Raw genomic sequence first — 22,373 nt, forward strand, 5'->3', positions numbered from 1 at the left:
ATGATGGCCCGCCGTGGATGAGCACGTCTTCGAAGACCACCGCAACCTGCTGTTCTCGGTCGCCTACCGGATGCTGGGCAGCGTCGCCGACGCCGAGGATGTCGTGCAGGACGCCTGGCTGCGCTGGTCGGCGGTCGACCGGGCCGACGTCGCCGAGCCGAAGGCGTACCTCGTCAGGATCGCGACCAATCTGGCGGTGGACCGGCTCCGGTCGGCCCAGGTCCAGCGGGAGACCTACGTGGGTCCGTGGCTCCCGGAGCCGATCCTGACCCGGCCGGATGTCGCCGAGGACGTCGAGCTGGCCGAGTCGGTGTCGATGGCCATGCTGGTGGTGCTGGAGACGCTGACCCCGCTGGAGCGGGCGGTGTTCGTGCTGAAGGAGGTGTTCGGCTTCCCGTTCTCGGAGATCGCCGAGGCCCTCGGCCGGTCGGAGGCCTCGGTGCGGCAGCTCGGCCACCGTTCCCGTGAGCACGTGCGGGCCCGCCGTCCGCGGCTGCACGGCGACGCCGCGGTACGGCGGGCGGCGACGGAGAAGTTCTACGCCGCCGCCCTGGGCGGTGACATCAACGAGCTCATGCAGGTTCTGGCGCCCGACGTCACCCTGTGGACCGACGGCGGCGGGAAGGTCCGCGCCGCGTTCCGACCGGTGCACGGCGCGGCCAAGGTCGCGGCCTGGCTGGTCGGGGTGACGCGGCGGCCGTACGAGGGGGTGGCGATCGAGGACATGACCGTCGAGATCGTCGACGTCAACGGCGGGCCCGGCCTGCTGGTGTCCGGCGGCGGACGGGTCCTCTCAGTGCTGACCGTCGACCTGGACGAGGCCGGGCGGGTCGTCGCGATCCACACCATCGGCAACCCCGACAAGCTGGAGCGCCTGTCACCCGCATGATCAGATGTCGCCGAGCATCCGGCCGCTGTCGCTCTTCGGAGCGGCCAGCCGAAGCGACGACAGCGTCTGCAAGCCGGCATGGTCCGCCCGAGCAGGAGGACCATGCGGGCTTCATCAAACGGTGCCCCTAGTGCTCGCCGGCGTGGTCTGCCCGGGCCGGGAGGAGCAGGGCGGTAATGACCACCGCCACGGACAGCACCGCGCCGAGAATGAAGGCCAGCCGCATACCGTCGAGGTTGGCGAGTGCCTCGGTGACGCCCGCGGACTTCAGTGCATCGGCTCGCGCGCTCATCACGGTGATCACGAGCGCGGTGCCGAAGGCCGCCGAGACCTGCTGCAGCGTGCTCAGGATCGAGCTGCCGTGGGAGTAGAGGTGCGGGGGAACGGCGCCGAGCCCCAGAGTGAACACCGGGGTGAAGGTCGCGGCCAGACTCACCATCAGCAGCGCGTGCAGACCGAGGAGCTGCCAGTACGGCATGGTCATCGTGACCTGGGTGAAGCCGGCGAGCGCGAGCATGATCCCGATCGCGCCCGGGATGACCAGAACCCGGCCGCCGAACCGGTCGAACAGGCGGCCGACGGTCGGACCGAGCAGCCCCATCGCAAGGCCGCCCGGCATCACCAGGAGCCCGGTCTGCAGGGCGCTGAGTCCGCGGACGTTCTGCAGGTACAGCGGCAGCAAGATCATCGAGCCGAGCATCGCCATGAAGGACACCGACATCAGGATCAGCGCGACCGTGTAGGTGCGGTGGCGCAGGGTACGCAGGTCCATCAGCGGCGCGCCGCGCTTCTGCAACCTCAGCTGGCGGACGACGAAGACGGCGATGGCGATCAGGCCGACCGCCACGATCGCGGCGGCGACGCCGACGTCACCGCCCTCGAACTGGCTGAGCCCGTAGACCAGGCCGCCGAAGCCGGCCGCGGCGGTTACCACGCTGAACCAGTCGATGGTGCTGAACTGGGGCACTCCAACGTTCTCGAGCTGCTTCAGGCCGCGCCATGCGATCACGGCGGCGATGGGGAGCACCACGGCGAACAGCAGGCGCCAGGACCCGAACTGGAGGATCACCCCGGAGACCGTCGGGCCCATCGCCGGCGCGACCGAGATGGCCAGGGTGACGTTGCCCATCACCCTGCCCCGGTCAGCCTCGGGCACCACCTGCATCAGCGTGGTCATCAGCAGCGGCATCATCACGGCCGTCCCTGACGCCTGGACGATGCGGGCGCCCAGCAGCACCTCGAACGACGGCGCGACGGCGGCCAACGCCGTACCGAGCAGGAACAAGCCCATCGCGGTGGCGTACGCGCTTCGGGTGGACACCCGCTGCAGGAACCACCCGGTGATCGGGATGACCGCGGCCATGGTCAGCATGAAGGCGGTCGAGAGCCACTGCGCGGTCTGCTCGGTGATGTGCAGCGCGCTCATCAACCCCGGGATCGCATTGATCATGATCGTCTCGTTGAGGATGACCACGAACGTGGCGAGCACGAGCAGCCGGATCACGGCCGGGGTGCGACCTGAGACGGCGGCCGCGGATTTGGCGGGTGAGTCGAGCTTCGGGCTGGGCACGGCACCTCAATCGGGGTTGTCGGGCATAACGTGGTCATGGCTGGTGTCCCAGCCGTCGCTCTCATGAGCGGTCGTGGCCATGTAAAGACTGCCGGACGCCACCGACAAAAACTCATCGACCGCGCTCCACACTGCGGTACGTGAGATGAAATGTCACCCGGTTTTCGCGACGATCTTCGTGCAAAGGAGGGGTCTGTTCCGCCCCATGGCCTGGGCGAACATCCCGCACACGCCATGGGAGCGCTCAGTCGGCAGCTCGCGGAGAGTGACCGGAAGCACAGTGGGCATCGAGCGCCGGGCCCAGCGGAGCCGTGTCAGCGGCCGCGTCAGCACGGCAACGGCCCGGTATCAGAGCGGTCGGCGATCGTGGATCCCATGAACGCTTCAGCCATTGTGGCCTCGGGGCTGCGAAAGGCATACAAAGACAAGATCGTGCTTGATGGCATCGATCTGGATGTCCGGACCGGCACGATCTTCGCCCTGCTCGGGCCCAACGGCGCCGGCAAGACCACGACGGTGAACGTGCTGACCACGCTGCTGACCCCCGACGCCGGGAAGGTGGTCGTCGCCGGGCACGACGTGGCCACGGAAACCAAGGCGGTACGCGCGGCGATCGGGGTCACCGGGCAGTTCGCTTCGGTGGACAACCTGCTCACCGGCGAGGAGAACCTGCTGATGATGGCGGATCTCCTGCACCTGCCCAAGGCGGAGGGCAAACGAATCGCCGCCCGGTTGCTCGACCGGTTCGAGCTGGTCGAAGCGGCGAGCAAACCGGCGGCGTCCTACTCCGGCGGCATGCGCCGCAAGCTGGACCTCGCCATGACGCTGGTCGGCGAGCCGCAGATCATCTTCCTGGACGAGCCCACGACAGGACTCGATCCGCGCAGCCGCCGCACCATGTGGGAGATCATCCGGGAACTGGTCGCCGACGGTACGACCATCTTCCTCACCACCCAGTACCTCGAGGAGGCCGACGAGCTGGCCGACCGCATCGCCGTACTCGATCAGGGCCGGCTGGTCGCCGAGGGCACCGCCGACGACCTCAAGCGCCGGGTTCCCGGCAGCCACGTCCGGCTGCGGTTCACCGACCGGCACCAGCTCGACGTCGCGGCACGGGTCCTGAACGTGTCCGCGAGGGACGACGAAGACCTGGCCTTGCGGGTTCCCGGCGACGGCGGAGTGCGGTCCTTGCGCGCGCTGCTCGATCGGCTCGATGCGCATTCGATCGACGTCGAGGAACTGTCGGTGCACACGCCGGACCTGGATGACGTCTTCCTCGCCCTCACCGGTCACAAGAACCTCACCGGTCACAAGAACAAGGAGGTCAACGCACGATGAGTGCTATCTCAGACTCCGCGACCATGTTGCGGCGCAACTTCCGGCACACGATGCGAAATCCGCTGGCACTGTTCAACGGCATCATCATGCCGATGTTCCTGATGTTCCTGATGGTCTACATCTTCGGCGACGCGTTCAGCGTCGGCGTCAACTACGCCGATTACGCGACCCCTGGGTTGATCCTGACGGCCATCTGCTACGGGGTCGGCCCCACCGCGATCGCGGTGAGCTCCGACATGACGACCGGATTCATCAACCGGCTTCGCGTCATGGACGTGTCACGGGCCGCGGTGTTGAACGCGCACGTGATCGCGACCATGCTGCGGAGCCTGGTGGCCATCGCGCTCCTCATCGGGGTCGCGCTGCTGATGGGATTCCGGCCGTCGGCGAGCTTCCCGCAGTGGCTCGGCGTGATCGGCATCATCACCCTGACGGTATTGGCGATCGGCTGGCTGACCGTCGCGTTCGGTCTCGCGGCGAAGTCGGCGGAGAGCGCGGGACTCGCTGCTGTCCCGCTGATGCTCCTTCCCTTCCTGAGCAGCGCGTTCGTGCCGGCCGACAAGATGGGGCCTGGCGCGCGGCAGTTCGCGGAGTACCAGCCGTTCACCCCGATCATCGAAACCCTGCGCGGGTTGCTGAGCGGCACGCCGTCGGCGGGCCCGGCCATCACGGCGATCGCGTGGTGTGCAGGGCTCGCGCTGATCGGCTACCTGTGGGCGCGCGCGACGTTCACGAAGCGAGGGTGATCTCGGCCAGCTCCCGCCAATCCCGCCGCCGGCCGTCGCGGGTCGCCTCGGTGAACACGGTTTCACCGAGGCGATTTCGCGTGTCCGCGGCGATCCTGGAAGCGTCCGGCTGCGAACGATCCGGTGTGCCGCGCACGCCGTCGCTTGCCGCGAGAAGCCGTACGGCCTGCTCGTACTGCCCCTGGCGCAGCGCGAGATCCGCGATCCCGATCAACACCTCGGCGAGCACCGGTGGAAACGCCTTCTCCGTAGCCGTGCGGAACGCTTCGGTCCGGTACGCGCGGGCCTTTTCGAGATCGTCGGTGAGGTAGCCGTACATGTCCATGGCCTTGGCGCGGACCACGTCGATTCGTTCGTCGTTGTCCAGCATCGCCCGCACCGTGGCCAGGTGCTGGTGTGCCTTGTCCGGCTCGCCGCGCCAGCGCGCCTGCTCCGCCTTCGCAAGGGCGAGCTCGGCAAGCGTGTCCGGCCAGGCGATCCCGTCCGCGTACCGCTGCGCTTCGGCCATGGCCGACGTGCTGGATCGCTCATCGGCGAGCAGCCAGTACAGCCGAGCCTGCCGCGCCCGCAGGCCGACCACATCCTCGGTCGCCCCTAGCTCGGTCAGCGCCACAACCGCCTCTTCGTAGTGCTCACACGCGCGTGCGAACTCGCCGAGCATGGCGAGCCGATCGCCCAGGAAGCCCAGCGCCAACGCGATCCCCCACCGGTCACCCAGCGTCCGGAACTCGGCAAGGGCGATTTCGGCGTCGATGTCCACGTCGGTTTCGTCGCCGCCGAGTGTGAGTCGCAACCGGCCACGAGCGAGCCTGGCCTGCGCCCGCACCCATGGATCGTCGTCGGCGATGAGCGGGTCGAAGGCGGGCAGGAACTCCGTCGGCCCGTGCAGCATGCGCTCCAGCGGCGCGACGAACCCCAGCATAGGGTGGCGAAACCCGCTGTGCTGGGTGACCCGGTGCGCCTCCTGGATCCACTTCCGCGCCTGATACTGATCGCCGCCGACCCCGGAAGTCACGAACACTGTCACGATGGTGTACGCCATCGCCCGCACCTCATCGGACACCTCACCGTCCAGCGAGGCCGCCGCGATGCTCAACTCGGTGCCCTCGGCCCGGTGCCCGCTGAGGAACCAGTACCAGCCCACGGCCGCGACCAGCCGCATCGCCTCCTGGGCCCATCCCTCGGCGATCGCCCCGCGCAGGGCCGCACCGATGTTGTCATGCTCGGCCTCGAGCGTGGCCAGCCACTTCAGCTGCTCGGCCGTACGCAGGTGGGGATCGGCCGTCTCGGCCAGCTCGGTGAAATAGGCGAGGTGCGCCCGGCGCGCCGGCTCGGTTTCCCCGGCTTCGACGAGCCGCTGCGCCGCGTACTCCCTGATGGTGTTGAGCATCCGGTAGCGCGGCGTGCCGTCGCCGTCGGCGAGCAGCAGCGACTTCTCGATCAACGCGGTCAGCAGGTCGAGCACCGGCTCCCCGGCGAACGCCTCGTCCCCGCACACCCGTTCGGCCGCTTCCAGGCTCGCCCCGCCGGAGAACACCGAGAGTCGCCCCAGCACGCCACGTTCGGCCTCGGTCAGCAGATCCCAGCTCCAGTCCACGACCGCGCGCAGCGTCTTGTGCCGGGAGAGTGCTGTACGGCTGCCGCCGGTCAACAGCCGGAATCGGTCATCGAGCCGATGTGCCAGCTGATCGATGGACATGGTGCGCAGCCGTGCCGCGGCCAGTTCGATCGCCAGCGGCATCCCGTCGAGTGCCCGGCAGATCCGCGCCATGGCCGACAAGGTGTGTACGTCGGAGCCGATGTCCTTGCGCACCAGATCCGCGCGGTCCCGCAGCAGCCGCACCGCGGGCGAGGACCCGACCTCGGAGGGGTCTGCTCCCTTCGCGGGCAGCGCGAGTGGCTCGACCTGCCACAGCACCTCCCCGGTGATACCGAGCGGCTCCCTGCTCGTGGCCACAATCCGCAGCCGGCGGCACTCCCCCAGAAGCCGATCCGCGAAAGCCGCGGCCGCCTCGATCACGTGCTCGCAGTTGTCCAGGATCAGCAGGATCGCACGTTCCCGGATCGCGGTGATGAGCCGATCCACCGGTTCCCCACCCCGCGCACCACCGAGCAACGCCTGGTCACGCAGGCCGATCGCGGTGAGGGCGGCCTGCGCCAGGTCAGCCTCTGCCTGCACCGAGGCCAGTTCGACCAGCCACGCCCCATCCGGCAGCTCGGTGAGCATCGTCCGCGCGGCCTCCGTGGCCAGCCTTGTCTTGCCGGAGCCACCCGCCCCCGTCAAGGTGACCAGCCGATGATTGATGGCCAGACCGGCGACCGCGCCGACGTCACCGTCCTTGCCGACGAAACTCGTCAGCTCGGCGCGCAGGTTCGTCCTGCGGTTGTCCGCCCGCTCGCCCAGCTCGCCCCGCAGCAACGCGGTGTGCAGCGCGGAGAGCTCGGCCGACGGGTCGACGCCCAACTCCTCAGCGAGCCGCTCGCGCGTCCGCTGGTACACGGTCAACGCCTCGTTCCCGCGCCCCGCCTCGGCGAGCGCCCGCATCAAGGCCGCCACGAACCCCTCCCGCAGCGGGTACGTGGCGACCAGTTCGGTCAGCTCGGAGACCATCTCCGAGCCATTGCCGAGGCGAATGTCCGCATCCACCCGATCCCCGAGCGCGGCAACGTAGAGTTCGTCCAGACGCGCGACCACGGCGTCGAACGCATCGCTGTCTTTCAGCGCTATGTCCGCCATGGGCGTACCGCGCCACAATGCCAGGGCCGAGCGCAGCAGCTCCGCCCGCGCCGCAGGCTCGGCGGCACGGGCCTGGTTTATCAGCTGCTCGAACCGGTACACGTCCACGGCATCAGGAGCCACGGCCAGCCGGTACCCGCCGGAATCCGCCTCGACCACACCGTCCGGCAACACCCTGCGCAGCCTGGACACCAACGCCTGCACGGCATTCACTTCGTCCGCGGGCGGCCGTTCCCCCCAGATCCAGTCCACCAGCCTCGCACGCGTGACGATCCGGCCAGGTTCGAGCGCGAGTGCGGCCAGCAGCGCGCGCAGCCGAATCCCGGGAACCTCCACCACGGCGCCATCGCCGTTCCGGACCTCGAACGGCCCGAGCAATTCAACTCGCACATCAGTCATTGTGCCGAACTGTGGCGACATTACGAGCCGGTCGGCTTCGGCCTCGGCGGGGTCGGGCTCTCCTCGGCGATCACGACGCTCACCATGCGGATGTCTCGCGGGGCGTATTCGAGGACGGCGCTGCTGGTCAGACCGATGACTGTGTCGTGTCAGCGGCCGCGTCAGCACGGCAACGGTCCGATATCAGAGCGGTCGGCGATGGTGGATGCATGAAAGAACACACCGTCACGACGCTGCCGACGGCGCGTCAGCCCGGCTGTCCGTTCGACCCGCCCAAGGAGCTGATCCAGGCTCGCGAGCACGGCCCGATCAGCCGCTACCCCTTCCCCGACGGACATCAGGGCTGGCTGATCACCGGCTACGACCTGGTCAGGTCGGTCCTGGCCGACTCGCGGTTCAGCTCCCGCAAGGAGCTCATGCGCCACCACCCGACCATCGACCTTGGCGACATCGAGGTCCCTCCGGCGCCGCCCGGCGAGTTCCTCCTCATGGACGAGCCGCAGCACAGCCGCTACCGCAAACCGCTGGTGGGCAAGTTCACCGTACGGCGGATGCGACAGCTCACCGAGCGCATCGAGCAGATCACCGCCGACCACCTGGACGCCATGGAGAAGGCAGGGCCGTCGACGGACCTGGTGACCGCGTTCGCCAGGCCCATCCCCTCCATCGTGATCTGCGAACTGCTGGGCGTGCCGTACGAGGACCGGGGCTCCTTCCAGGAGCAGGTCGAGTCATTCCTCGGCGGGGAGGTCAGCGACGAGGAACTGATCGCGGCCTACACCGCGACCCAGCAGTACCTCGCGGAGCTGGTGGCCGCCAAGCGCGCCAACCCCACCGACGACGTGCTCAGCGACCTCACCGACAGCGACCTGACCGATGAGGAGCTGCGGGGTGTCGCCCTGATCCTGCTGGCGGCCGGGTTCGACACCACCGCGAACATGCTGGCGCTGGGCACCTACGCGCTGCTGCAGAACCCGGAGCAGCTGGCGGCGCTGCGCGCCGAGCCCGCGCTCACCGACGGGGCAATGGAGGAGCTGCTGCGGTATCTGAGCGTTGCCAAGCAGTTCGCGAGGGTCGCGCTGGAGGACGTCGAGCTGGGCGGCAAGACCATCAAAGCCGGCTCGACGGTCATCCTGTCGTACAACACCGCCAACCGCGACCCCGAGCGCTTCACCGACCCCCACGTGCTCGACCTGCGCAGGCAGGACGGCGGGCACCTGGCCTTCGGCCACGGCATCCACCTGTGCCTGGGTCAGCAGCTGGCCCGCGTCGAGATGCGGGTCGCGCTCCCCGCGCTGTTCAACCGCTTCCCCACGCTGCGCCTGGCCGTACCGGCTGAAGAGGTTGCCCTGCGCCCGGAGACCGCCGACATCTACGGAGTGAAGAGCCTCCCGGTCACCTGGGACGCCTGACCGCCCCTGGCACCAACCCATTTCCATAACAGATGCAAAGGAGCACCACCATGTCCACCACCCTTACCGACCACGACAAGCTCACCCTGCGGACCGCCGCGTGGGGCGCCGTCTCACTGATGTCCGCCGCGGGTGCCGCCGGCTCGGCCCACAAGGTCGCCACCCACGGCTCCATCGCCCTGACCTCCGCGACCGGCCTGGTCGGGCACGTGGTCACCAAGGCGCCCAAGGGTGTGAAGTACGGCAAGTCCGTGGCCGCACTCGCCGACCAGGTGCTGCCGGCCCTGACGACGGCCATGAGCCTGCTCAAGCAGCAGAATCCGGCAGAGGCCGACAACTTCCGTCGCACCGTCATCGTCGCCATCGAAGCGGCCGCCCGCACCCACCAGGGCGAGCCCAGCCCCACCATGGCCGAGATGGCCCGCAAGATCACCGCAGCCCTCGACGCCGCTTGACGGGATGCCGACCCGCGCAGCCACAGCTCGTCACCGGGGTCCACTCCGGACCCCGGTGACATGGTGGCGTGGCGGGTCGCGAGCGCGGGTTCGGCTCGTGAGCAGGCCTCCCATTCGGGTAGGTGTCACCAGCCCCAGCAGCAGCTCACCTGGGTGTCAGCGCAGACCATCCAAGGAGATCGTGAGATGCAGGCGACCCACAAGCCACGCCACCGCAGCCTCGACGTGGACGGAATCGAGGTCTTCTACCGGGAGGCAGGCGCGGCGGACAAGCCCTGCGTGCTGCTGCTGCACGGGTTCCCGAGCGCCTCGCACACCTTCCGGCACGACTCTCGCCGCTGGCCGAGGTCACCCGAGTCATCCGGCCGCCACGACCCGTTCTTCGACCTGTCCGAGATCATGGGCTATGCGCGAACGCTCGACCGGCTCGAGATGCACGTCTACGACGGCGGCCACCTCATGCTCGAGACCCACGCGCCCGAGTGCGCCGCGGCGATCGCGTCCTTCATCACCGATGTCACCGCCGAACGCGCCACGGCTGACGGCGTCACTGGCCGTCCGGGCTGACGTACGGCGGTCCTGACCTGCCCGCCAGAGCGGAAAGGCCCTCGCGGGCGTGTGACTGTTCCGCACGGTTGCCCACCTCGACGGCCACGTCGAGGGCGGTGCCGTACAGGCGTTCCGCCTCGCAGAACTCGCCGAGCGCCAGCGCGACCGCCGCCAGGCCGTTGAGCGCCTTGGCCTCGCCGCGCCGGTAGCCGAAGCGGCGGTACAGCTCCAGTGCATCGCCGTGGTGCGCGCGCGCCTGCGCCGACAGGCCTTGCCGCAGGCAGGCGACGCCGAGATGGTGCAGGGCGTCCGCCTCGCCGCCCCGGCTGCCGATGGTACGAAAGAGCCCCAGCGCCTCCCGGTGGAGTCCGGCTGCCTCGGCGAACCGGCCCAGCCGCTCGTGCGCGACGCCGAGGTAGTCCGTGGTCACCGCCTCGCCGAACCGGTCGCCGAGCTCGCGAAACAACTCCAGGGCACAGCGCAGGGCGGCGAGCGCCGCCTCGTGGTCACCGGCGGCGACTCGCACGCTGCCCAGGCCGGTCAGCGCCCGCGCCGGTCGTCGGCGGTACGGCAGGCGGCCAAGGCCTGCTCGAAATGCTCCACTGCCAGCCGGTGGCCGCCCTGCACGTGGTGAACCCAGCCCAGGTCGGTCAGCGCCCGGCCCTCACCCGCCGGGTCTGCGAGCCGCCGGGCCGCTGCCAGAGCCTTGCCTGTGGGACGATCCGGATCATGGCTAAAGGAACGCCCCTCATGGACTTGAAGAGAGCAAGACGTTCCGGCGAACCTGTGAGAGTCAGCCGTGAGATCGACTGTGGGGATCGGCTCGATGCCTACGTGGTCGGCATCGGCCGCAAGTGGGTACTGCTGCACACCATCTCCGACGAACTTCGACTCGACGGCCACTCGGCCATACGTCTCCGCGACATCAAGTACGCGACGCGTTCGGGCTGGAAAGGTGCAACCATGACCCATCGTGCCCTCGCCTTGCGTGGGGAGTGCGTCCAGCCTCTGGCCGGGGTCGACCTTGATACCACCGCGGGACTGATTGAGACGCTGACCGCGGCGTTTCCTCTCATGGCTGTCTACATCGAGAAGATCGACCCACATATCTGCTACATCGGTCGCCCTCACGGGGTCACCCGGAAGAAGCGATTGCGTCTCCAGGAGATCGGGCCGGCTGCGGACTGGGCACTCACCTACTCCACGAACAAGACAACGGACATCACCCGGTTCGACGTCGGTGGCGGGTACATCGATGCCCTCCATGCGGTCGGCGGAGATCCACCAAAGTGTTGATCTTCGACAGTGCGGCTGGTAGGCGCCGGACCCCATCCCCACCCCTACCGGGCGGAAAGCGGCGTACGCCTGCAGCGGCTGGCTCTCGATCCACCGGCCGCTGCCGTGGTGGCGCGGCTGTTCCGGCTCCGGATCGCCGGACTGGGGGCTGACCGGATCGCCAAGGTGCTCAACGCGGACGACATCTCCTGTCCATCGGCTCACGATCGCGCACGTAACCGTCATCGTGAGGGAACCGAATGGACAGGGGGTGCGGTGTGGTGTGGTGTAAGGCCACGATGTGGACGCGTTGTTCGTGCCGCACGGCGTGGTGCTGGAGGAGCCGCGGGTGGCCGAGCAACTGGGGCTGCCGCCGTTGTGGCTGAACGAGCAGGCCAGTGTCTACATCTCGGGCGAGCCAGACCCCGGCAAGCGCCACCAGAGCATGTCTTCGCGATGAAAGCGCTGGCGGCGCGGGGACGCGTGACGGTGAGATCGGGCTCCTCGACAGGGAGCCAGGCGACCAGGACGTCGATGTCCCTGGTGCGAAGGGTTGCAAAGGCGTTGACGAAGGGGCTGTGGCGGATCTGGAGCCCCCATTGCGGGTGACGGGCGCGGAAGGCCTCCCAGAAGGGACGCAGGTCGTAGGCGTTGCTGGGCAGCATCCCGACGCGCAGCATGCCGGCCATGCCCCGTCCGGCGGCGATCGCGTCGGCGATCGCCCGCTGCGTCTGCTCGTAGGCCGGTCGCAGGCCGGCGTGGAAGCGTTCGCCCACGGGGGTCAGCGCCACCCTGCGCGTGGTCCGGTCGAACAGCCGCGCGCCGATGAGGCGTTCCAGCTTCTTGACCGTCTGGCTGACCCGCGCCGTCGACACCCTCAGCCGCTCGGCGGCCCGCCCGAAGTGCAACTCCTCGGCGGCCGCCAGGAAGATCTCGATATCGCGCTGTTCCATGAGATACCCCTGTTCGACCGTTAACACGGGACTTAACCACTGTTGCGAAGTTTGCCGTTTTTCTTGTTGAGACGAAATGAGACCGTTGAGGAGACGTGGAAACCGCTTAGGAAGTGACATACATGGAGCTCAGCGTTCATACCTTCGTCAGCCTCGACGGCGTCATGCAGGGGCCCGGCGGGCTTGAGGAGGACCCCAGCAACGGCTTCGAGCGCGGCGGCTGGCTCGTGCCGCACAGCCAGGCCGGCCAGCTCGACCCCGTCGACGGCTGGTTCCGCAAGGCCGACGCCATCCTTGTGGGGCGCAACACCTTCGAGATGATGCGCACCTACTGGTCGCAGGTGACCGACCCGGACAACATCGTCGCCACCGCGCTCAACACCTGGCAGAAGTACGTCGCCAGCGACACCCTGTCCGACGCCGACGCGGCCTGGGGCAAGACCACGGTGCTGCGCGGCGACGTGATCGAGCAGGTACGCAGGCTCAAGGAGCAGCCAGGCGGCGAACTGCAGGTGCACGGCAGCTGGCAGCTGGTGCGCACCCTGCACGATGCCGGGCTCGTCGACACCTACCGGTTGATCCAGTTCCCCGTCGTGGTCGGCGACGGCAAGCGCCTGTTCGCCGACGGCGCCACCCCGGCGACCTACCGGATCACCGAGTCGGAGGTGCTGGCCGGGGGTTCGGGCGCGGTCGCGCTCACCCTGCGCCAGAACGGGTTCGGCACCACCGGCACCGGCGAGTTCGTGGTGCGCGACGGCGAGGAGGCCGCCATGTGACAACGACCGGTCACCGGACGACCCTCGTGGACCAGCAGGTCACGGTACCCGCAGCCGACCCCCAGCCGATCGTGCGCGCCTCCGTCCAGTGTGGAGCCCGAACACACGACGAAGGAGCACACCATGACCGTGAACCGTGAGATCCACCTGGCCGCCCGCCCCTTCGGCGAGCCCCGCCCCGACGACTTCGAGCTGGTCGCCGCCGCGGTGCCGGAGCCGGCCGAGGGCCAGATCCTGGTCCGCAACACCTGGATGTCGGTCGACCCCTACATGCGCGACCGGATGGACGAGGGAGAGTCGTACCTGCCGCCGTTCCAGCTCGGCACGCCCATGGACGGCTCGGCGATCGGCGAGGTCGTGGCCTCGCGCTCGGCGGAGATCCCGGTGGGCGCGACCGTCGTGCACTTCCTCGGCTGGCGCGAGTACGCGGTGCTGGACGCCGCCGCCGCGACCGTCGTCGACCCCGCCCTGGCATCCGCCGAGACGTGGCTGGGCGCGCTGGGCACCACGGGGCTGACCGCCTACGTCGCCCTGACCGAGGTGGCACCCGTACGGGAGGGAGACGTGGTCTTCGTCTCGGCGGCGGCCGGAGCGGTGGGCAGCGTCGCCGGACAGCTCGCCCGCAAGCTGGGCGCCTCCCGGGTGATCGGCTCGGCGGGCGGCGCGCTGAAGGCGCGCAAGCTCGTGGCCGACCTCGGCTACGACGCCGCGATCGACTACCGCGCCGGTTCGCTGGCCGAGCAGCTGGCCCAGGCCGCCCCCGACGGCATCGACGTCTACGTCGACCACGTCGGCGGCGACCACCTGGTGGCGGCCATCGACGCGCTGCGGCCCGGCGGCCGGATCGCGATGGTGGGCGCGATCAGCTCCTACAACGCCACCGAGCCGGTGCCCGGCCCGAGCAACCTGTTCGAGCTGGCCGCCAAGGACGCCACCCTGCGCGGCATGCTGATCAACTCCTACTTCCACCTGTTCCCCGAGTGGATCGGGAAGGCGGCCGGGTGGCTGGCCGACGGCTCCCTGCGCACCGAGGTGACGGTCGCCGAGGGGATCGAGCGAGCGCCCGAGGCGTTCCTGGACATGATGCGCGGCGGCAACGTCGGCAAGATGCTGGTACGTCTCTGACCCGCGCCGAGGGTCAACCCCGAAGCGCCGCCTGGTTGCGCAGCCCCATGCCAGGGACGGGCCGCATGCCGCGTCGCTCGTAGTACGGCTGCAGCGGCGGATCACACAGGAGGTCGACCGAGTAGAAGCCGCTGGCGGCCTTCAGGACCCGGTCCACAAGCCCCATCACGCAGTGCGCAGCAGGTCGTGCGGCATGCTCCAGCCTTCGGCCAGCCGGGAGGGGTAGATGTTGACCGCGTCGCCGAAGAACTCGCAGAACTTCATGATCAGTGGATCCCAGGCGAGCGGGTCGATGTAGTTGGTTCCCGGGATGACCAGCTTCTCCTCGACGTGGACGCGCACGATCTCGACCTGGAAGGCGGTGGCGAACGGCGTGGGAGCGCCGAACGGGTACGCCTCGGTGACCCTGCACTCCAACTGAATGGGACATTCGGCTACCCGGGGCGCCCCGACCAGGTCCGCGGGCTGCTCCGTCAGCCCCGCGACCGCGAGCTTGTCCGGCACGTACCGGTAGCCCTGCTGTGCCTTGCCCGGTGTCACCTCCGGCGCCCCGGTGGTCAGCGCGAGCCGGTCGACGACGTCGACCATCGCCGAGGAGGGCAGGTTGAGCACGCACTCCCGCTCGCGCAGCAGGTTCGCTGTCGTCTGCGCGGCGTTGCCCATGCCCAGCATGCAGCTGCGACCCAACCACCAGGCGGAGGACATCGGCGCGAGGTTGGCGGTGCCGTCCTCGTTCCGCGAGCCGATAAGCACCACGGGCGTCCCGAAGTACATCACCTTGAGATCAAGCGGCATGTGCACGGATACATCCTTCTGCGTCGAATTTCAGCGCCGGGTGCGACTCTGGCGGCTGCGCGCGCGATCCGCTGGCGGTGATCGGACGTCGCATTCACGCCGCGTCGTAAGCCTGCGCAGGGTGAACGGCTCGGCCAGGATCTCCTCCAGCACCCTGGCGACATGGGTGAAGTGCGGGAGCGTGAAGTGGTGAGCCAGCGCGTCGGCAAGGGGATCCGGCCTGCACTGGGCGATGTGTACGGCAGGGCCGAGCTGGCCCTGCGTGCGGAGTTGGGGCACACGTCGATAGCCGACGTGCTACGCGAGACCCTGCTGGTGAGCTAGACGCCCTGGGTTCGGCGGCTTTCGGTGTACCCCTTGGTGTAACCGCGGCGGACACCTTCCCGGCGCTGCCGGTGCGGACCGGCGAGAACGTCTTCGTGTGGTTCGCCCGGTTCGCCGACGAGCGGCACCTCATCGAGCATCTGGACCGCCTGGAGCACTCGGATCGGTGGCGCGACAAAGTGCTGCCCACCTTGTCGGCGATGCTGGCCAGAACCCCGCAGCGGTTGCGACTGGCTCCTACCGCGAGATCCCTGCTGCGCTGAGCGCGTCGGTCGCGCCTGCCGGTTTTCTACGGTCAGGGGCGGAAAGTGAGCCATTGCCCGTAATGGTTTGATGGCGCTGCGTAACCGCTCGTGGCCTTCGGCCGACGATCGACAAGCGTAAAGCCCCTAGACAGGTGGCATCAGGCGGGGATCGCGTTCACGAGGCCGCCGTCGATTACCAGGTCCTGGCCGTTGATGTAGGACGCCTCGGGGGAGGCGAGAAACGCCACTGCTGTGGCGATCTCCTCCGGCTGGCCGAACCGGCCAGCCACGACCCGACTGGTGATGGCCGCCGCCTCCGTCTGGCTCAGTGCCGCAGCCGGGTACATCGGTGTGTCGATGTACCCGGGGCTGATGGAGTTGACGCGGACGCCACGCGGCGCGAGTTCCGCCGCCAGGGTGCGGGCCAGGTTGTGCGCGGCCGCCTTGGTGGCCGAGTACAGCGTGAGAATGCCGTTGCCGCGATGCAGGGTCCAGGAGGCGTTGATGACGATGGAGCCTTCGTCGGCGATCAGCGGCAGCGCCTTCTGAATCGTGAAGAACACACCCTTGAAGTTCACGTCGACGGTGTGATCGAAGTCGGTTTCAGTGATGTCGGCAAAGGGCGCGAAGGTGCCCACTCCGGCGTTGGCGAAGACGATATTCAGCCTGCCGTACCGCGCCTTGATCGTGTCCATCAGGGCGTCCAGACCGTGGAGGTCGGCTGTGTCGGCCACCACGCCGAGCGCGCGCGGGCCGAGCATGGCGGTGGCCTGGTCCACGCGCTGCTGGGTGCGGCCGGTGACGATCACGTGGGCGCCTTCGGTGATGAGACGGTGTGCGGTGGCCAGTCCCATGCCGCTCGTGCCGCCGGTGATCAGCGCGGTCTTGTCGACAAAACGTGTCATGTCAGTGCTCCAGAAAGCCGGTCGGCAACCGCTGCCAGCCAGTCGGGGCGGGCGTTGCCGAGCAGGTGGTCGCCGTGAGGGAGGTGGAGGTATTGTCCGCGTGATGCCAGGCGGGCCAGCGGCTCGCCGTTGGTCACGCCGGGAATGACGTCCTGGCCGCCGTCCACCACCAGCAGCGGGCAGGTGATCTTCGGGGCGAAGGGTGGACAGGTCCACCTGGCGGGCGAAGCGACGGGCCGCTTCTTCTCCGCCGGCGCGTTGGATGAGGAGGTTCCGTACGGGGGGTGGCAGGACGTCCCAGTCAGCCGGAAGGGACCGCTGACGGTCACGACGGCCGCGACGCGGGTTTCACGGGCGGCGCTTTCCGCGACGTAGTAGCCGCCGAGGCTGAGCCCGACGAGTCCCACGCTCTCGGTGCCAAGTGCGTCGATGAGTACGCCCTGTCCCGGCCCGTCCATGGCGAACACCTCGACCTTGATCAGCACCTCGCCCGGGGCGGGCGTGGGCTGAGCATCCTGGGCGAACTCCACCGGCCGCGCTGCATCTCCCGTGGGGATCAATCTACGCATGCGGTCATGAAACCGTCATTCGGGTCGTGTGATCCAACAACGTAAGCGACAGGCCGACAACCACCGGTTGTCGCCTAAGGTGACAGACGTGGACCTCGACCTGGCGCAGGTGCGCGCGTTCGTATTGGCCGCCGAAGAACTGCACTTCGGCCACGCAGCCGAGGAGCTGTCGATCTCCCAGCAGGCGCTTTCCAAGCGGATCGCCCGCCTGGAGTCCACGCTCGGCAGGCGCTTGTTCGAACGTGGTGGCCAGGGGGTGCGGCTCACCGAGGCCGGGCAGCGTTTCCTGGAGCCTGCCCGGCAGGCGTTGGCCGCCGCGGACCAGGCCGTGGCGGCGGTGCTGGATGCGCAGCGTCCGCTGCGGATCGACGTGTGGGGTCACCTGTACGCGCCCATGCGCACGTTGGCGCAGGTGACGGCCGGCGAGCTGCGGCTGGAACTGGGGCACGGCCGTGACCTGCCCTCGGTGATCGCCGCGCTGATGCACGGCGACATCGACGCCGCCTTCGGCCGCGTCCACGCGCCGCTGCCCGCCGGGCTGACGCATCGCCTGGTACGGCTGGAGCCGGTGGATGTGATCCTCAGCGCGGATCATCCGCTGGCGAACGCGCCGGGGATCCGGCCGGCGCAGTTGCGTGACGGCGTGCTGTGGACCCCAGGGGCGCTGCACCGGCTGGACTTCCTGCGCCGCTTCGCCGAGTCCTTCGGCGTCCGCGAGCGCGCCGAGGGCGCGAACCTGGGACTGGACCACTTCCTGGCCGACCTGGCGGTCGACACGCGGCGCTTCAGCCTGCTGCCGGCGGAGGCGCCCCTCCCGCCGCGCCCGACGATCCGCTCGGTCCCGCTGGTCGGCCCCACGCCCCTGTACGCCTGGTCATTGCTCTGGCGCGGCAACGGCGGTCATCCGCTGCTGGACACCCTGATGAGCGCCTTCGTGGCAGAGGCAGAGCGCAACCAGTGGCTGGAATACGATCCCGTCCGCGACTGGCTTCCCGAGCGCCACCTCGCCGACGCTGATGCATCGGCTACACCGTGAGGCGCCAACGTCTCCCCCGCAGGGCGACGTCGAAGGGCCAGACCTTCATCTCCTGCACAGCACCGCATCCAGCAAGGTCACCTACACAACGACCTCACCTTCCGCGCTCGTGGCGCACTTAAAGGGTGCGGACTCCGGAGATGGACATGCCGTGGCCCGCTGACACCCTTGATCGCTGCTCTCAGGCGGACGAGAGTATGGCTCTGGCGACCGTGTCGGCCATAGCCTCGGCTCCCGCGTCGTTGGGATGAATGTGATCGCCGCTGTCGTAGTCGGACCGCAGGACGGCAGGCGCGGCTGGGTCGCGCAGCGCGCGATCCAAGTCGGCGACGATGTCGCAGTGGGCGCGGATCCACTCGTTGACGCGCTGCCGTGTCCGTTCCCCCTCGGGGGTGGCGAATCCAGGGCTGACGCCGTCCGCTCCACCGAAGGGTGTCACGGTCGCCACGACCGTCGTCAATCCTGCTCGGTTGGCTTGTTGGGTGATCGAGGTCAGTCCGGCGACGAGCTCGTCCGCCGACACAGTGGGCAGGCCCAGCATGCCCGGCATGCCGATGTCGTTGAGGCCCAGTTGCACGATGACGTGCGTCACCCCCGGCGCAGCGAGCACGTCGCGCTCGAAGCGGGCGATACCACGCGCGCCGAAGACGTCACTGAGCAGCCTGTTGCCGGCAATGCCGAGGTTGAGCACGGCCGTGCCGCTGAGTTTGCCGGCCAAGAGGTCGGGATAGCGGTGGTGACTGCCGTGGGCGGTGCCCACTCCGTCGGTGAGTGAGTCGCCGAAAGCCGCGACCACCTGGCCTCCCTCGGGCGCCTTGATGTCGACACCGGCCAGGTAGAAGCGGGGTTCCACCTCTTCGGCACCCGTCAGGTGCGTCCGGGAGACGGCGTCGCCCGCTACCACGTATCCGGTCTGCAGGGCGAAGGGATGGTAGGTCGCCAGCCCTGCATCTGAGGGGTGATAGGTGCTGACCACCAGATCGGTCTGGCCTGTTGTGCCAAAGTAGACGGGATCGCTTACGGCTTCGGCCCCAGCGTCGATCGTCACATGCGCTGTCCCGGCGAAGGTGACCGCGGTGTCGGTGCCGGTGGTGATCGAGGATCGGGTGTCGTGCGTGGCCACGCTGGTCCGGGCGATGGTGAGGGACTGCTTGCCGTACTGGTTGCTGAGCCGTACCCGCAGTTGATCGCCGACTCCGTGGACGCGCACGATCTGACGGAGCGTCTGGTCGTGGAAGGCTCGCGAGGGGTAGATGAGCGTCATCGACTCGTAGGCGCTGACCGGGGCGGATCTGAAGGCCGCCGTCCATGTGGTGGTCATGTGTTCAGCCCCCCAGGGAGTGCAGCAGGTCGCGGGTGACGCCGCTGAGCCGCGCGGCGGCCTCAGGCGAGAATGACGGGTGGTCCAGGCTGATCGGCGTGGTTTGCAGGAAGGCGCTGAGCGGGGCGGCGGGCGGGGCGTCGATGCGGGCGATGATGGGTTGGACGCCTTCGGCGACCGGCGCGCCGTACCTCTTGAGCCGCTCGACGTGGGCGGCGGTCGCGGCGTCGTACTCGCCGCGGAAGGCGGTCGACACGGGCCCGGGGTTGATCAAGACATAGCGGGTACGGCCGGCCGCCCGTTCGGCGGCGAAGGCGGCGCCGAGCAGGTCGTTGGCGCGCCCGGCCTGCATTTGGGCCGCCACCCCGTCGTAGCCGCGCTCCAGCATCATGTCGTCCCAGTGGATGCGGCCCATGGGGACACCGGGTCCCGACACGTTGATGATGACCTCGGGATCGGTCAGAGCGTGGCTGAGGAGGTAGCGGCTCAGGTACTCCAGCGCGAACGTGGCCTCGAGTCCCTCGGCGGTGACGAATCGGGTGGATCGGAAGTACCTGGCGCACAGGACGAGTGCGTCAACGGTCGGGTAGGTGGCGTTGATCTCGTCGATGACGCGCCGGTTCTCGCTGACCAGGCTCAGGTCGGCCGCGATGAGATGAGCTCCGGGGAGGGCCTTGTCCGCGTCGCGGTCCTTGTCACGGCCGACGATGACGACCGTGTCGCCTCGCCGGAGATAGGTACGGGCGAGCTCAGCGCCCATTCCGTATGTGCCACCTGTGATCACGAGGGTCTTCAAAGGGATGCCTTTCCAGTCAGAGCGGGTTCGGGAGCGATCGAAGGACGGCCGGGCAGGAGCGGGATGACCGCCAGAATGATCGCGATCATGGCTGCGGCGAGCCAGAAGATGCCGTGGAAGCCGGTGATCGGGTCACCGGCGGTCTGCAGGACGAGCGTGACCAGCGCAACGCCCAGTGCGGCGCCGAGCTGGTTGAGCATGTAGAGCACAGAGCTGCCCTGCGCCACGAGCGGGCCGGGCAGGCTCCGGTAGAGCGACCCCATAGTCGGAGCGCTGAAGCAGCCCATGCCGAGCCCGATCGCGAGCGCGGCCAGCACTGGCCAGACTTCGGCGGTGCCGCCGCCGATCCGGGTGAAGGCGAGCGCGCTGAGCCCGGCCAGGATCGCGCCCGCCGTGGCCAGGCCGCGCGCGCCGAACCGGTCCGATAGCCGTCCGGCCAGCGGCATGGCGATCGCCCCGCCCAGGCCTGCGGGAGCCATCAGCAGCCCGGCGGCCAGCACACCGTGCCCGTGTACATGCTGGTAGTACAGCGGCAGGGCGAACAGCGTCGCGAAGTTGGCCAGGCCGCCGAGCCCCATGATGGCGACGCTGGCGACGAAGCCGCGGCTAGCGAACAGCCTGGGCTCGATCAGAGGTGGCGTGCGGCGGGCACGCAGCGCGTGCACGGCATAGCCGGCCAGCAGCACCGCGGCTGCGACCAGCGGCAGGACGGGATGCCCGCCCTGCTCGGCCGACTGCGACAAGGCCAGCACCAGAGCCGCGAAGCCGGGCGCGAGCAGGGCCAGGCCCAGGACGTCCAGCCGGGTCCGCGCCTGGTCCACCGGCGGGTCGGCGGGCAGAACGCGCCGCGCGAGCAGGTAGGCGAGCACGCCGACGGGCACGCTGAGCAGGAACATCCAGCGCCAGTCCAGGGCGTTCAGCACCGCGCCGCCCGCGACCGGCCCGAGGACGGGCCCCAGCGACAGCACCACTCCCATCAACCCCATCACCCGTCCCGCGTGGCGCCAACCCGCGGCACGGGCCAGCAGGATCAGCACCAGCGGGTCGAGGATCCCGGCGCCGACCCCCTGCAGGGCGCGGAAGGCGATGAGGCTGCCCACGTCCCACGCCAGCCCGGCGGCCAGCGAGCCCACCACGAACACCGCCAGGCCCGCCAGCCAGAGCCGCTTGCCGCCGAACCTGTCGACCGCCCAGGTCGTGAACGGGATGGTGGCTGTGACGGCCAGCAGAAACCCGGTCGAGGTCCAGCCGACGGTGCCGAGCGAGGTGTGGAACGTGGCGGCCAGGGTGCCAGTGGCCACCGCCGCCATCGTGCTGTTGAGAATGCCCAGCAGTCCGCCGAGCAGGATCACGGCGATCATCGCCAGTAGCCGGGGATCCAAACGATCGTCATCTGAACTCACGGGTTCAACATAGTTACCTAATGAGTATGCATGCAACTCGATCGTCCATGAGAATGAACCCGTTGGTATAGTCGGGGCATGGCCACATCGCGCGGACGGATCGACAAGCGGCAGGCGATCTTGCAGGGTGCGTTCACCGTGTTCGCCCGGCAGGGCTATGCCCAGGCCTGTGTCCAAGAGATCGCTGACGAGGCGGGAGTTGCCAAGCCGACGGTCTACAACCACCTCACCGACAAGGCCACCCTGTTCAGGCACGCCGTCCAGGACGCAGCGCAGGCCGCCCTCCACCAGCGACTGACCGCGCTGGAGCCGCTCGTCGAACCAGGCGACGACCTGCGCGCCACGCTCGAGAGCGTCGGCCACCAGCTGCTGCGCCTTCACTGCGACCAGCACTCCTGCGCGCTGCGACGACTCCTCTACTCGGAGATCACCCGTTTCCCCGACATCCTCGACGTCGTCACCGAGTCCGGTCCGCACCGGCTCACCCAGGCGCTGGCCGACCGGCTGGCCCGCCTCGCCCTCTCCGGCCGCCTGCGCGCCACCGACCCCGAGCAAGCAGCCGAGCAGCTACTCGCCCTGCTCGTCGGCCCGCTGGAGGCACGCTCCCTCATGGGCACCCGCCTGCTCGGCGACGACGAGCTGGGGGAGGTGACTCGCGCCGCCGTCGACACCTTTCTCCAGGCTTACGCCATTGCCGACCGGCAACCGATCGCCTAGCGATCTTTGGTCGCTGGTTTCTGTAGGTTTGTGTCAAG

24 protein-coding genes and 1 pseudogene are annotated in these 22,373 nt (G+C 69.0%); 14 read left to right on the forward strand and 11 right to left on the reverse strand.

Features of this window, described 5'->3' with window-relative positions:
* Nucleotides 1–13: 13 nt before the first annotated feature.
* Nucleotides 14–889: an RNA polymerase sigma-70 factor gene (locus ACFXJ8_RS18005; protein WP_379645025.1), complete on the forward strand. Its 876-nt coding sequence runs from the start codon at nt 14–16 to the stop codon at nt 887–889.
* A gap of 127 nt (nt 890–1,016) precedes the next feature.
* Here ACFXJ8_RS18005 and ACFXJ8_RS18010 read toward each other — a convergent pair whose 3' ends face one another.
* Nucleotides 1,017–2,459, reverse strand: a complete 1,443-nt coding sequence (locus tag ACFXJ8_RS18010) for an MDR family MFS transporter (protein WP_379645026.1) — start codon at nt 2,457–2,459, stop codon at nt 1,017–1,019.
* A 375-nt stretch (nt 2,460–2,834) separates the two neighbouring features.
* Between ACFXJ8_RS18010 and ACFXJ8_RS18015 the strand changes: the two genes are divergently transcribed.
* Both ACFXJ8_RS18015 and ACFXJ8_RS18020 read left to right on the forward strand, forming a co-directional pair.
* Nucleotides 2,835–3,797, forward strand: a complete 963-nt coding sequence (locus ACFXJ8_RS18015; RefSeq protein ID WP_379645027.1) for an ATP-binding cassette domain-containing protein — start codon at nt 2,835–2,837, stop codon at nt 3,795–3,797.
* Nucleotides 3,794–4,543, forward strand: coding sequence for an ABC transporter permease (locus ACFXJ8_RS18020; protein ID WP_379645028.1), 750 nt, complete (start codon nt 3,794–3,796; stop codon nt 4,541–4,543). Before ACFXJ8_RS18015 ends, ACFXJ8_RS18020 begins: the two co-directional genes overlap by 4 nt.
* Here ACFXJ8_RS18020 and ACFXJ8_RS18025 read toward each other — a convergent pair.
* Nucleotides 4,527–7,679 (reverse strand): BTAD domain-containing putative transcriptional regulator, encoded by a 3,153-nt coding sequence (locus ACFXJ8_RS18025; RefSeq protein ID WP_379645029.1) that lies wholly within the window; start codon nt 7,677–7,679, stop codon nt 4,527–4,529. The two genes, ACFXJ8_RS18020 and ACFXJ8_RS18025, sit on opposite strands and share 17 nt — an antisense overlap.
* Before the next feature lie 209 nt (nt 7,680–7,888).
* Here ACFXJ8_RS18025 and ACFXJ8_RS18030 point away from each other — a divergent pair, with 209 nt between their 5' ends.
* From ACFXJ8_RS18030 to ACFXJ8_RS18040, 3 genes are all read left to right on the forward strand, one after another.
* Nucleotides 7,889–9,091 carry a cytochrome P450 gene (locus tag ACFXJ8_RS18030; RefSeq protein WP_379645030.1) on the forward strand — a complete coding sequence of 401 codons (1,203 nt, stop codon included), beginning with the start codon at nt 7,889–7,891 and terminating at the stop codon, nt 9,089–9,091.
* Nucleotides 9,092–9,141: 50 nt separating this feature from the next.
* Nucleotides 9,142–9,546: a hypothetical protein gene (locus ACFXJ8_RS18035; RefSeq protein ID WP_379645031.1), complete on the forward strand. Its 405-nt coding sequence runs from the start codon at nt 9,142–9,144 to the stop codon at nt 9,544–9,546.
* Nucleotides 9,547–9,732: 186 nt separating this feature from the next.
* A complete protein-coding gene (locus ACFXJ8_RS18040) occupies nt 9,733–10,113 on the forward strand; it encodes an alpha/beta fold hydrolase (protein WP_379645032.1) in 381 nt (126 codons plus the stop codon).
* Here ACFXJ8_RS18040 and ACFXJ8_RS18045 read toward each other — a convergent pair.
* Nucleotides 10,094–10,735: a tetratricopeptide repeat protein gene (locus tag ACFXJ8_RS18045; RefSeq protein WP_379645141.1), complete on the reverse strand. Its 642-nt coding sequence runs from the start codon at nt 10,733–10,735 to the stop codon at nt 10,094–10,096. The two genes, ACFXJ8_RS18040 and ACFXJ8_RS18045, sit on opposite strands and share 20 nt — an antisense overlap.
* Before the next feature lie 89 nt (nt 10,736–10,824).
* Between ACFXJ8_RS18045 and ACFXJ8_RS18050 the strand changes: the two genes are divergently transcribed.
* Both ACFXJ8_RS18050 and ACFXJ8_RS18055 read left to right on the forward strand, forming a co-directional pair.
* Nucleotides 10,825–11,391, forward strand: a complete 567-nt coding sequence (locus tag ACFXJ8_RS18050; protein ID WP_379645033.1) for a hypothetical protein — start codon at nt 10,825–10,827, stop codon at nt 11,389–11,391.
* A gap of 280 nt (nt 11,392–11,671) precedes the next feature.
* The gene (locus tag ACFXJ8_RS18055; RefSeq protein WP_379645147.1) at nt 11,672–11,830 is read left to right on the forward strand and encodes a hypothetical protein; all 159 of its coding nucleotides are present in this window, start codon (nt 11,672–11,674) and stop codon (nt 11,828–11,830) included.
* A gap of 82 nt (nt 11,831–11,912) precedes the next feature.
* Here ACFXJ8_RS18055 and ACFXJ8_RS18060 read toward each other — a convergent pair.
* Nucleotides 11,913–12,443: pseudogene (locus ACFXJ8_RS18060) on the reverse strand (LysR family transcriptional regulator); the annotation flags it as partial.
* Nucleotides 12,444–12,445: 2 nt separating this feature from the next.
* On the opposite strand from ACFXJ8_RS18060, the gene ACFXJ8_RS18065 reads away from it, so the two are divergent.
* Nucleotides 12,446–13,099 (forward strand): dihydrofolate reductase family protein, encoded by a 654-nt coding sequence (locus ACFXJ8_RS18065; protein ID WP_379645034.1) that lies wholly within the window; start codon nt 12,446–12,448, stop codon nt 13,097–13,099.
* A gap of 123 nt (nt 13,100–13,222) precedes the next feature.
* A complete protein-coding gene (locus tag ACFXJ8_RS18070) occupies nt 13,223–14,224 on the forward strand; it encodes an NADP-dependent oxidoreductase (protein WP_379645035.1) in 1,002 nt (333 codons plus the stop codon).
* A 13-nt stretch (nt 14,225–14,237) separates the two neighbouring features.
* Here ACFXJ8_RS18070 and ACFXJ8_RS18075 read toward each other — a convergent pair whose 3' ends face one another.
* Together ACFXJ8_RS18075 and ACFXJ8_RS18080 are read right to left on the reverse strand one after the other, a co-directional pair.
* The gene (locus ACFXJ8_RS18075) at nt 14,238–14,381 is read right to left on the reverse strand and encodes a hypothetical protein (RefSeq protein WP_379645036.1); all 144 of its coding nucleotides are present in this window, start codon (nt 14,379–14,381) and stop codon (nt 14,238–14,240) included.
* An 8-nt stretch (nt 14,382–14,389) separates the two neighbouring features.
* A complete protein-coding gene (locus ACFXJ8_RS18080; protein WP_379645142.1) occupies nt 14,390–15,019 on the reverse strand; it encodes a flavin reductase family protein in 630 nt (209 codons plus the stop codon).
* 162 nt (nt 15,020–15,181) lie between these two features.
* Here ACFXJ8_RS18080 and ACFXJ8_RS18085 point away from each other — a divergent pair, with 162 nt between their 5' ends.
* Nucleotides 15,182–15,343, forward strand: a complete 162-nt coding sequence (locus tag ACFXJ8_RS18085) for a hypothetical protein (protein ID WP_379645037.1) — start codon at nt 15,182–15,184, stop codon at nt 15,341–15,343.
* A 71-nt stretch (nt 15,344–15,414) separates the two neighbouring features.
* A complete protein-coding gene (locus ACFXJ8_RS18090) occupies nt 15,415–15,606 on the forward strand; it encodes a hypothetical protein (RefSeq protein ID WP_379645038.1) in 192 nt (63 codons plus the stop codon).
* A 140-nt stretch (nt 15,607–15,746) separates the two neighbouring features.
* Here the strand turns inward: ACFXJ8_RS18090 and ACFXJ8_RS18095 are convergent, their stop codons facing one another.
* Nucleotides 15,747–16,493: an SDR family oxidoreductase gene (locus ACFXJ8_RS18095; protein ID WP_379645039.1), complete on the reverse strand. Its 747-nt coding sequence runs from the start codon at nt 16,491–16,493 to the stop codon at nt 15,747–15,749.
* Nucleotides 16,490–17,062 carry an alpha/beta fold hydrolase gene (locus ACFXJ8_RS18100; protein ID WP_379645040.1) on the reverse strand — a complete coding sequence of 191 codons (573 nt, stop codon included), beginning with the start codon at nt 17,060–17,062 and terminating at the stop codon, nt 16,490–16,492. The genes ACFXJ8_RS18095 and ACFXJ8_RS18100 overlap by 4 nt, the downstream gene beginning before the upstream one ends.
* A gap of 88 nt (nt 17,063–17,150) precedes the next feature.
* On the opposite strand from ACFXJ8_RS18100, the gene ACFXJ8_RS18105 reads away from it, so the two are divergent.
* Nucleotides 17,151–18,098: a LysR family transcriptional regulator gene (locus ACFXJ8_RS18105; protein WP_379645041.1), complete on the forward strand. Its 948-nt coding sequence runs from the start codon at nt 17,151–17,153 to the stop codon at nt 18,096–18,098.
* A gap of 181 nt (nt 18,099–18,279) precedes the next feature.
* On the opposite strand, the gene ACFXJ8_RS18110 is transcribed toward ACFXJ8_RS18105, so the two are convergent.
* From ACFXJ8_RS18110 to ACFXJ8_RS18120, 3 genes are read right to left on the reverse strand one after another with little or no spacing between them, the layout of a single operon-like run.
* Nucleotides 18,280–19,419 carry an SGNH/GDSL hydrolase family protein gene (locus ACFXJ8_RS18110; protein ID WP_379645042.1) on the reverse strand — a complete coding sequence of 380 codons (1,140 nt, stop codon included), beginning with the start codon at nt 19,417–19,419 and terminating at the stop codon, nt 18,280–18,282.
* Between the two features lie 4 nt (nt 19,420–19,423).
* On the reverse strand, nt 19,424–20,203 hold the full coding sequence (locus tag ACFXJ8_RS18115; RefSeq protein WP_379645043.1) for an SDR family NAD(P)-dependent oxidoreductase: 780 nt from the start codon (nt 20,201–20,203) through the stop codon (nt 19,424–19,426).
* An 8-nt stretch (nt 20,204–20,211) separates the two neighbouring features.
* A complete protein-coding gene (locus tag ACFXJ8_RS18120; RefSeq protein ID WP_379645044.1) occupies nt 20,212–21,618 on the reverse strand; it encodes a DHA2 family efflux MFS transporter permease subunit in 1,407 nt (468 codons plus the stop codon).
* Nucleotides 21,619–21,696: 78 nt separating this feature from the next.
* Between ACFXJ8_RS18120 and ACFXJ8_RS18125 the strand changes: the two genes are divergently transcribed.
* Nucleotides 21,697–22,335 carry a TetR/AcrR family transcriptional regulator gene (locus ACFXJ8_RS18125; RefSeq protein WP_379645045.1) on the forward strand — a complete coding sequence of 213 codons (639 nt, stop codon included), beginning with the start codon at nt 21,697–21,699 and terminating at the stop codon, nt 22,333–22,335.
* Nucleotides 22,336–22,373 lie beyond the last annotated feature (38 nt).

The sequence above is a fragment of the Nonomuraea sp. NPDC059194 genome (assembly GCF_042754765.1).
In the GTDB taxonomy this organism is placed as follows: Bacteria; Actinomycetota; Actinomycetes; order Streptosporangiales; family Streptosporangiaceae; genus Nonomuraea.